The 9623-nt window shown below is 68.4% G+C and carries 7 protein-coding genes and 1 riboswitch; of the genes, 3 read left to right on the top strand and 4 right to left on the bottom strand.

The annotated features are described in order from the left end of the window. Positions 1-1071, bottom strand: a 1071-nt coding sequence (locus WU80_RS11730) for a pyruvate, phosphate dikinase (protein WP_055405759.1), incomplete at its 3' end; no start/stop codon positions are given. A gap of 191 nt (positions 1072-1262) precedes the next feature. Between WU80_RS11730 and WU80_RS11725 the strand changes: the two genes are divergently transcribed. Continuing rightward, positions 1263-1772 (top strand): DoxX family protein, encoded by a 510-nt coding sequence (locus WU80_RS11725; RefSeq protein ID WP_055398923.1) that lies wholly within the window; start codon positions 1263-1265, stop codon positions 1770-1772. Between the two features lie 6 nt (positions 1773-1778). Here the strand turns inward: WU80_RS11725 and WU80_RS11720 are convergent, their stop codons facing one another. Next, positions 1779-3143: a flavin monoamine oxidase family protein gene (locus WU80_RS11720; protein WP_369808513.1), complete on the bottom strand. Its 1365-nt coding sequence runs from the start codon at positions 3141-3143 to the stop codon at positions 1779-1781. A 117-nt stretch (positions 3144-3260) separates the two neighbouring features. Here WU80_RS11720 and prpD point away from each other — a divergent pair, with 117 nt between their 5' ends. Beyond that, on the top strand, positions 3261-4760 hold the full coding sequence (gene prpD / locus WU80_RS11715) for a 2-methylcitrate dehydratase PrpD (protein ID WP_082459679.1): 1500 nt from the start codon (positions 3261-3263) through the stop codon (positions 4758-4760). Positions 4761-4876: 116 nt separating this feature from the next. Here prpD and WU80_RS11710 read toward each other — a convergent pair whose 3' ends face one another. Further along, complete coding sequence (locus WU80_RS11710) at positions 4877-5095, bottom strand: hypothetical protein (protein WP_055398917.1); 219 nt, start codon at positions 5093-5095, stop codon at positions 4877-4879. Positions 5096-5220: 125 nt separating this feature from the next. On the opposite strand from WU80_RS11710, the gene WU80_RS11705 reads away from it, so the two are divergent. Further along, positions 5221-6969 carry a DUF3556 domain-containing protein gene (locus WU80_RS11705; RefSeq protein ID WP_055398915.1) on the top strand — a complete coding sequence of 583 codons (1749 nt, stop codon included), beginning with the start codon at positions 5221-5223 and terminating at the stop codon, positions 6967-6969. A 39-nt stretch (positions 6970-7008) separates the two neighbouring features. Here WU80_RS11705 and metE read toward each other — a convergent pair whose 3' ends face one another. Then, positions 7009-9279, bottom strand: a complete 2271-nt coding sequence (gene metE, locus WU80_RS11700; RefSeq protein ID WP_055398961.1) for a 5-methyltetrahydropteroyltriglutamate--homocysteine S-methyltransferase — start codon at positions 9277-9279, stop codon at positions 7009-7011. Between the two features lie 137 nt (positions 9280-9416). Further along, positions 9417-9610: riboswitch (cobalamin riboswitch) on the bottom strand. Positions 9611-9623: the final 13 nt, after the last annotated feature.

The following is a 9623-nucleotide window of genomic DNA, read 5'->3' as shown; positions in this document are numbered from 1 at the left end:
GGTATAGGCCGTGCCCGACGCCACGCCCGGGCAGGCCGGCAATCCTCTGGCCAAAAGCCTTGCCGACAGCCTTATTTCGGGCTGAAGGGCGGGTAGCAGCAGCGTCCGTACGTGCGCCGGGGTGACCCGCCGCAGCGTCTCGGCGTCGTCGATGAGCCCCTCGTGCCGTAGCTGCAGCGCCAATCGCACCGCGGCTTGCGCGGACCGCTCAGCGTCCCGGGTCTGCAGCAGCCACAGCCTGCCCTCTTCGACGGTGAACTCGATCTCTTGCACGTCGGCGCCGAGCCGCTCCAATCTGCCTGCGGCGTCCAGCAGCTCGTCGTAGACCGCCGGCTGTTCGTCGCGCAGGGCGGTGATCGGCTCGACGTCGACCGACCCGGACACCACGTCGTCACCCTGCCCGCCCGGCAGCCATTCGCCGAAGGGTGCGTTGTCGCCGGAAATGGGGTTGCGTGAAATGAAAGCGCCCGCACCGGAATTCGGGCCGAAATTGCCGAACACCATCGCCTGCACCACCACCGCGGTGCCGCTGAGATCGTCGACGCCTTGGTGGGCGCGGTAGGCGACCGCACGAGGCGAGTTCCATGAGGCGAACACCGCCTCGATGCCGGCGCGCAGCTGGGCATACGGGTCGTTGGGCACCTCGTCCGGGCCGACGATGCGCCGGTACATGCGGTCGAACCGCTGGCGGGTGTCGCGGGCGAACGCCGCGGTCCCGGCCGCGGCCAGCGCCTGCTCCACGTCGTCGTTCATGCCGAGGTCCAGGATCGTGTCCATCATGCCCGGCATCGACTGGGTCGCCCCGGAGCGGACGCTGACCAGCAACGGACGCGGGCCCCGCCCGAACGTGCGCGACGTCTGCGCCTCCAGCCAGTTCATCCGGTGCAGCACGTCGTCCCAGATCGCGTCCATCGTCGCCCGGGGGTCGGCGAGGTAGCGCAGGCCCACCTCGGTGGTGATGCAGAACGCGGGGGGCACCGGCAGACCGTGCCGGCGCATCGCCTCGATGCCGTGGCCCTTGTTGCCCAGCAGCTCTCGGGGGTGATTCGCTGTGCCGTCCAACAACACCACGGATTGCCCGTCGGAAGCGGACCCGGACGCGTCACGGCGGGCGCCGCTGCCTCGTGCGATACGAGCCGTGGTGCACCCCCTCGTGATCTGTTGCTGATGGCCCGGAACGCCCGCAATGGTCCCACACGGACGTGGACTGGCCGCTCGGCGCTCCTGTTGTCGGGGGAGCACCATGATCTAGGTTTGCAGGTATGACTCCCTACGACGTCGGGTTACTGATCCTGCGGCTGGTGTTGGGCGTGACGTTGGCCGCGCATGGCTACAACAAGTTCTTCGGTGGCGGCCGCATCCCGGGCACCGCGCGGTGGTTCGAAAGCATCGGCATGAAGCCGGGCAAGTTCCACGCCACCGTGGCCGCCACCACCGAGATGGCCGCCGGTCTGGGCCTGGCCGCCGGGCTGCTCACCCCGATCCCCGCGGCGGGCTTCGTGTCGTTGATGCTGGTCGCGGCCTGGACCGTGCACCGCGCCAACGGATTCTTCATCGTCAAGGAGGGCTGGGAGTACAACCTGGTCCTGGCGGTCAGCGCCATCGCCATCGCCACCCTGGGCGCGGGAAAGATCAGCCTGGATTATGTGGTGTTCGGCCACAACTGGATGGACGGCTGGCGCGGCCTGCTGATCTCGGTGGGGTTGGGCCTGGCCGGCGCGATCGGCCAGCTGGTCATCTTCTACCGGCCGCCCGCTAAGCAGGCCGGTTAGCTGGGGTCAGGCGACCGCGGCGGTCTCGGCCTCCCGGACCTCGGTCGCGGCGCGCTCGCCGGAGCGGATCGCGCCGTCGATCCACCCGCACATGACGGCCGAGCTCTCGGTTCCGGCCCAGTGGATGCGGCCGCAGGGCTCGCGCAGGGTGTAGCCGAATTCGGTCAGCACGCCGGGCGGCGCGTGGCCGATCATCCCGCCGCCGGAGTAGCGCTCGACGGTCCAGTTCTGCTCGTGATATTCCGACGGCGATCTGGCCTTATCGCCGAATCGGTCGACCACCTCGCCGATGATGGCCGCTTTGCGCTCGGCCTCGTCGAGCTTTGTCAGCCGGCGCGCCGCGGGGCCTTCGGTGATGACGCACATGACCCCGGGGTTGCCGGTGTCGGTGCAGGCGTCGATCGTCAGGCTGGCCAGGGATCCCGGCGCGGCCGATTGACCCGAGAGCCCGTCGGCGCGCCAGAACGGCTCGTCGTAAATGATGGACGTCTTGATGACCGCGCCGCTCGGCATGCGCTGGTGCAGCAGCGCGCGGTCCACCGGGAGCATCGGCTCGTAAACGATCGAGGTGGCGACCGCGAGCGGAATGGCGACGATGACGCGACGCGCCCGCACCGTCAAGTCGGCGGCGGTGACGGTCACGCCGTCGGCATCCTGAGCGATTTGCCGGACCGGCTGCGAAAGATGTAGCGCGTCACCCAATTCCGCGGCGATTGGGCCGTAGATGGCGCCCATCCCGCCGACGGGGCGGGCATCCTGGGAGCCCCCCTTGCCCGAGATCGCGAACGTGAGCCCGCCGGCCGACGCCGTCTGGAGCAACCCCCACAACAGCGACGTCTCCGACGCCGCCGACGTGTAGAGGCCGGCGAAGGCCATGTCCAGCATCTCGGCGGCCTGCTTGGACGCCGTCTTGTTGTTGATCCATTCCCCGATGCTGATTCGGTCCCACTCCTTGGCCTTCTTCGCCTCCCACGGGGCCTCGCGCGGAATGGCTTTGCACATCTCCTCGATGGCGACCAGGCCGATCCCGAGGTTGGCGACCGCCCACGGGCTCATGGTCCACGGAATGGTTCCGCCGTAGCGGTGCTTCTTGCCGCCGACGATCATCATCGCGTCGCCGTCATTGTGCTGCTTGTACTCCGGCACACCGAACTCGTTCATCAACGCATAGATGCGGTCCTGGCCCGGCCCGATCCACGCGCCGCCACGATCGATCCAGGTGCCGTCCGGGCGGTACTCGGTGAAGGTGCGGCCCCCCACCCGATCGCGCGCCTCCAGCAAGGCCACCGAATGGCCGGCCTGTTTCAGCCGCAGGGCGGCCGTCAAACCGGCGAATCCCGCTCCGACCACGCAGTAATCGACCTCTGACACGGCTGACTCCTCAACCTCGTTCCGCCCCAGCAGCAAACTACACCGCGGGCGGTGCCGGTGGTGGCGGGTTAACGCAGATTTCTGCGCGCGTTGGTCATAGGGTGCGGACTTGTGTTGATGCATACGGTTCGGGCGCGGCGCAGCTCGGACGACTTCCCCCGCGCCGAACACCTGGCGGCCAAGATCGCCGAAGTCGCAGCCGATCCCGTGGCCGTCGAGGCGGAAACCGCGGAGATGGTGGCGAATCGGATCATCGACAACGCGGCGGTCAGCGCGGCCGCGGTGTTGCGTCGACCGGTGACGGTGGCGCGGCGGCAGGCGCTGGCCCATCCCGCGGCCCGCGGCGCCAACGTATTCGGCGTCGACGGCACCTACTCGGCGGAGTGGGCGGCGTGGGCCAACGGCGTCGCGGTGCGCGAACTCGACTTTCACGACACGTTTTTGGCCGCCGAGTACGCCCACCCCGGCGACAACATCCCCCCGCTGGTCGCGGTCGCCCAGCAGCTGGGCATCGGCGGCGCCGACCTGATCCGCGGCCTGGCGACCGCCTACGAGATCCAGATCGACCTCTCCCGTGGAATCTGCTTGCACGAGCACAAGATTGACCACGTCGCGCATCTGGGTCCGGCGGTGGCCGCCGGCATCGGGACCATGCTGAAGCTGGACACCGAGACCATCTACCAGGCGGTCGGGCAGGCGCTGCACCTGACCACCAGCACCCGCCAATCCCGCAAGGGGCTGATCTCCAGCTGGAAGGCGTTCGCCCCGGCGCACGCGGGCAAGGTCGGCATCGAGGCGGTGGACCGGGCCATGCGCGGCGAGGGATCGCCCGCCCCAATCTGGGAGGGCGAGGACGGCGTAATCGCCTGGCTGCTGGGCGGACCCGAGCGCGAATACCACGTGCCGCTGCCCGCCCCCGGAGAACCCAAGCGCGCCATCGGAGACAGCTTCACCAAGGAGCACTCCGCGGAATACCAAAGCCAGGCGCCGATCGACCTGGCCCGGCGGCTGCGCGAGCGCATACCCGACCTCGGTCAGGTCGAGACCATCGTGCTGCGCACGAGCCACCACACCCACGTCGTCATCGGAACGGGCTCGGGGGATCCGCAGAAGTTCGATCCGGACGCTTCCCGGGAAACGCTCGACCATTCGCTGCCGTACATCTTCGCCGTCGCCCTGCAGGACGGGGTATGGCACCACGAACGCTCCTACGCCGCGGAACGGGCGCACCGGCCCGACACGATCGAGCTGTGGCGCAAGATCTCCACGGTCGAGGACCCGGAGTGGACGCGCCGCTACCACTCGAGCGACCCGGCGCAGAAGGCGTTCGGGGCGCGCGCCGAGATCACGCTACGCGGCGGGGAGGTGATCTCCGACGAGTTGGCCGTCGCCGACGCGCATCCGCTGGGCGCGCGGCCGTTCCGGCGCCCGCAGTACGTGGAGAAGTTCACCCAGCTGGCCGGCGACGTCGTGGAACCCGCCGAGCGGCAACGGTTTCTGGACGCCGTCGATTCTTTGGCCGGCCTGCGGGCCGGCGCGCTGGATGCGCTCAATCCACGCGTTTACCCAGAGGCTCTGCGGCGGGGGCCGGCGACCCCGCCGGGCATCTTCGGGTGACCGAAATCGGGTGTGCGGTCACGGCTTTGAGCGTGCGGCTAGGGCGGAGTCTTCGCGGATTTCTCGCCCTCAGTTCGCGCTGAACGCCCTCAGTTCACCCTCGAGTGGGAAAGCCGTTACGGGCTGGGCGCCGGCCCGCCGTACTGCCACACCAGGTTGTGGGCGCCGGTCATCGTGGGGTTGCACCACATCGTCCTGCCGTTGCCGTCCTGGGTGGTCGCGTGCAGCGTCGCGCACCCGTCGCCGGGTGCCGGCGCGTCGGCTCGGGCCACCGCGATCGGTGCGGCGGCGGCGACCAGCACCGCAGCCGATATGGAAACGAAAAGCCTGCTCATGATGGACGCCTCCTAGCGAGCCGCGCCGATCCGGGTTTCACGCTATCCGGCGGCGAGGGCACAGGCAAAGGATTGTTGCCCGGCTTGAGTGCGGTTCGCCTAGAACACGTTCTAATCTGACCACCATGGGATTTCTCAAGCCTGAGCTGCCGCAGCTCGACATGGCCGAGTGGAACAAGGGCACCCGTAGCGAGAAGATCCGCCCGATGGCCAAGCACTGGGCCGAGGTGGGCTTCGGCACGCCGGTCGCGCTGCACCTGTTCTACGTCGTCAAGATCCTGCTCTACATCCTCGGCGGTTGGCTGTTCGCCTCGGCCACCAAGGGACTCGGCGGGTTCACCCACGTCGCGTCCTGGTGGTCGGAGCCGATCGTGTTCGAAAAGGTCGTGCTGTACACGATGCTCTTCGAGGTGATCGGGCTGGGCTGTGGCTTCGGCCCGCTGAACAACCGGTTCTTCCCGCCGATGGGGTCGATCCTGTACTGGATGCGGTTCGGCACCATCCGGCTGCCACCGTGGCCGGACCGGGTCCCGCTGACGAGGGGCACCAAGCGCAAGCCGATCGACGTCGCGCTCTACGCGCTGTTTTTGCTGGTGACCCTGAGCGCGCTGTTCGCCGACGGCACCGGACCGATACCCGAGCTCGGTACGACGATCGGGTTGCTGCCGGCGTGGAAGATCGTGCTCATCCTGTTGCTGCTCGCCGTGGTCGGGCTTCGTGACAAGGTGATCTTCCTGGCCGCCCGCGGGGAGGTGTACGCGACGATGGCGGTGACCTTCCTCTTCGGCGGGGTCGACATGATCGTCGGGTCGAAGGTGGTGTTCCTGGTCATCTGGATGGGCGCCGCCACGTCGAAGCTCAACAAGCACTTCCCGTTCGTGATCTCCACGATGATGTCCAACAATCCGCTGGTGCGGCCCCGCTGGCTCAAGCGGCAATTCTTCGAGAAGTTCCCGGACGACCTGCGGCCCGGCCGGCTGTCGCGATGGCTGGCGCACCTGAGCACCGCCATCGAGATGCTGGTGCCGCTGCCGTTGTTCTTCTGCCACAGCGGCTGGCCGATCACGATCGCGGCCATCGTGATGGTCTGTTTCCACCTGGGGATCCTGGTGTCGATACCGATGGGCGTGCCGCTGGAGTGGAACGTCTTCATGATCTTCGGCGTGCTGTCGCTGTTCGTCGCGCACGCGCGACCGGGCCTGCGCGATCTGAGGCACCCGGTGGTGGTGGCGATACTGTTCGTCGTCATCGCGGGAATCGTCTTGCTGGGCAACATGTTCCCCCGCAAGATCTCGTTCCTGCCGGGGATGCGGTACTACGCCGGCAACTGGGACACCACGCTGTGGTGCATCAAAGGATCGGCCAGCGACAAGATCGCCAGGGGCATCGTGGCGATCGCGAGCATGCCGCAGGCCCAGCTCGAGCGGTTCTACGGCAGCCCGGAGGCCGCGCAGATCCCGCTCTTCATGGGATATGCGTTCCGCGGCTTCAACACTCACGGCCGCGCGCTGTTCACCCTCGCGCACCGCGCGATGGCGGGCCAGAACGAGGACGACTACGTCCTCACCGACGGCGAACGCATCTGCAGCACCGCCATCGGCTGGAACTTTGGCGACGGCCACATGCACAACGAGCAGCTCATCACCGCGCTGCAGGAGCGCTGCCATTTCGAGCCGGGGGAGGTGCGGGTGGTGCTGCTCGACGCGCAGCCCATCCACAAACAGGTGCAGGCCTACCGGCTGGTGGACGCGGCGACGGGCGAGTTCGAGCGCGGCATCGTCCGCGTCGCCGACATGGTGACCCGGCAACCGTGGGCTGACGACGTTCCCGTTGAAGTGCTTTCGGACGAGGCGCCGAGCGTCACGCCAGAGTGACGGTGGCACCCGAGGGCCACGCTGGCGTGACGCTCGCGGTCAGGCGCCCGCTCGGACCTCCCGCGCCGCGGCCACCATGTTCTGCAGTGAAGCGGTGACCTCGTCGGCATTTCGTGTCTTCAGGCCGCAGTCCGGGTTGACCCACAGCCGTTCCGCCGGAACGGCTTTCAGCGCCGCGCGCAACGACTCCGCCATTTCCTTCGTGCTCGGCACTCTGGGCGAGTGGATGTCGTAGACGCCCGGACCGACGCTGTTGGAAAAGCCGACCGAGTTGAGGTCGTCGAGCACCTCCATGTGTGAGCGCGCCGCCTCGAGGGACGTCACGTCGGCGTCCAGGTCGGCGATGGCCCCGATCACCTCGCCGAATTCCGAGTAGCACAGGTGGGTGTGGATCTGGGTGGAGTCATCGACGCCGGAGGTGGCTAGCCGGAAAGAACCTACGGCCCAACGCAAGTAGTCCTCCTGATCCGCGCGGCGCAGCGGCAGCAGCTCCCGCAGCGCCGGCTCGTCGACCTGGATGACGGCGATGCCGGCGGATTGCAGGTCCACGGTTTCGTCGCGGATGGCGAGCGCCACCTGGTTGGCGGTGTCGGCCAGCGGCTGGTCGTCGCGGACGAACGACCACGCCAGGATCGTGACCGGACCGGTCAGCATGCCCTTGACCGGCTTGTCGGTCAACGATTGCGCGTAGGAGATCCAGTCGACGGTCATCGGGTGGGTGCGAATGACGTCGCCGTAGAGGATCGGCGGACGCACGCAGCGGCTGCCGTACGACTGCACCCAGCCGCTCTGCGTCGCGAAGAAGCCCTGTAGCTGCTCGGCGAAGTACTGCACCATGTCGTTGCGTTCCGGCTCGCCGTGCACCAGCACGTCGAGACCCAGCTCCTCCTGCAGCGCGATGACGTCGGCGATCTCCTTGCGCATCCGCTTCTCGTACTCCGCCTGGTCGATCTCGCCGGACCGCAGCGCGGCGCGCGCCTTGCGGATCGCGGCGGTCTGCGGGTAGGAGCCGATGGTTGTGGTCGGCAGCGCCGGCAGGCGCAACCGCTCGTCCTGGCGGGCACGACGTGACGCCGGGTCGCCGCGGTGGGTGCCGGTGGCGACGATCTCCTCGATGCGTTCCCGCAGCCGGTCGTTGTGCAGCCGCGGGTCGCTCTTGCGGGAGGCCACCGCGGTGTTGGACGCGGCGATCTCGTCGGCGACCGCGCCGCGCCCTTCGCGCAGGGCGCGCGCGAGCGTCACCACCTCGGCGACCTTCTCCTTACCGAACGCCAGCCAGCTGCGCAGCGCGTCGTCCAGGTCGGCCTCGGGTTCGAGCGAATACGGCACGTGCATCGTGGAGCACGACGTCGAAACCGCAACCGTGCCAGCCGAACCCAGGAGGGTGGTCAGTTTGTTCAGCGCGGCCTCCAGGTCGGTGCGCCACACGTTGCGCCCGTCGACGACGCCGGCCACCAGGGTCTTGCCGGACAGCTCCGGTATGCCCGCCACCGCGGTGTCGGCGCCGTAAACGAGGTCGACGCCGATCGCCTCGACCGGGGTGCGGGCCAGACCGGCCAGCGATGCGCCGGGATCACCGAAGTAGGTGGCGACGTAGATGGCCGGCCGGTCGGTCACCTTGCCCAGCGCGTTGTACGCGGCCTCCGCCAAGGCCGGGGCGTCGGGGGAGATGTCGGTCACCAGCGCCGGCTCGTCGAACTGCACCCACTGCGCGCCGTTGGCGGCGAGCAGCCCCAACAGCTCCGAGTAGATGGGCACGAGTTCCTGCAGTCGCTCGATCGGTGCGCCGCCGCCGTTGACCGCCTTGCTCAACAGCAGGAAGGTGATCGGTCCGATGACGACGGGGCGGGCGGGGATCCCCTGCGCGAGAGCCTCTTTCAGTTCGGCGAGCACCTTGTCCGGGTTGAGCGAGAAGGTGGTCGAGGGCTCGATCTCGGGGACCAGGTAGTGGTAGTTGGTGTCGAACCACTTGGTCATCTCCAGCGGCGCGACGTCGGGATTGCCGCGGGCTGCGGCGAAGTAGCGATCCAGATCGTCGGGGACCCGTGCGGCCCGGGGCGGCAGGGCGCCGAGCATGACGGCGGTGTCCAGCGTCTGGTCGTAATAGGAGAAGGTGTTCACCGGCACCGAGTCCAGGCCGGCGGCGGCGAGGCCGGCCCACATGTCGCGGCGCAACGTCGCGGCGACCGATTCCAGCTCGGACCGGCTGGTGCGTCCGGCCCAGTACCCCTCGGTGGCGCGTTTGAGTTCGCGCTTCGGGCCGATGCGGGGCGAGCCGACGACCGTGGCGGTGAATGGTTGGGAGATCACGGTATTTTCGTCCTTCAATCGACGGGGTGGTCACCGCCATGCGGACGCAAGCCGATCCGGCTGCGGTGCGCAAGGTACACGCATCTCAACCGTCGCGGCCGAACGCCCATTCCACGAGGCGATGAGCCGCCGGGCGCGGCGCGCCCGGCACAGCTGGCAGGTCTTCGGACTCGCAGGCGCACACCCCGATTGGTGTTCCTAATGGCCGTCGCTTCCCGGTCTTGCGACCAGTGCTTTTGACGGCGGTCGTTCCTGCATACCGCTGCGGGACAGTCCCGGGCTCTCACCGGGTTCCCTCTCGCGAAGCGTTACCAACCCGCCTCGCTCGATGCCGAAGTCGCGTG

Origin of the sequence: Mycobacterium sp. UM_11 (assembly GCF_001414075.1) — a bacterium.
Taxonomy (GTDB): Bacteria; Actinomycetota; Actinomycetes; order Mycobacteriales; family Mycobacteriaceae; genus Mycobacterium.
This window is presented reverse-complemented; position numbering and strand designations above follow the sequence as displayed.

Bases quoted from the DNA above. Each gene is read 5' to 3' on its own strand.
- WU80_RS11725 (WP_055398923.1), top strand. From the start codon at position 1,263: ATGACTCCCTACGACGTCGGGTTACTGATCCTGCGGCTGGTGTTGGGC.
- prpD (WP_082459679.1), top strand. From the start codon at position 3,261: ATGCATACGGTTCGGGCGCGGCGCAGCTCGGACGACTTCCCCCGCGCC.
- WU80_RS11710 (WP_055398917.1), bottom strand. From the start codon at position 5,095: ATGAGCAGGCTTTTCGTTTCCATATCGGCTGCGGTGCTGGTCGCCGCC.
- WU80_RS11705 (WP_055398915.1), top strand. From the start codon at position 5,221: ATGGGATTTCTCAAGCCTGAGCTGCCGCAGCTCGACATGGCCGAGTGG.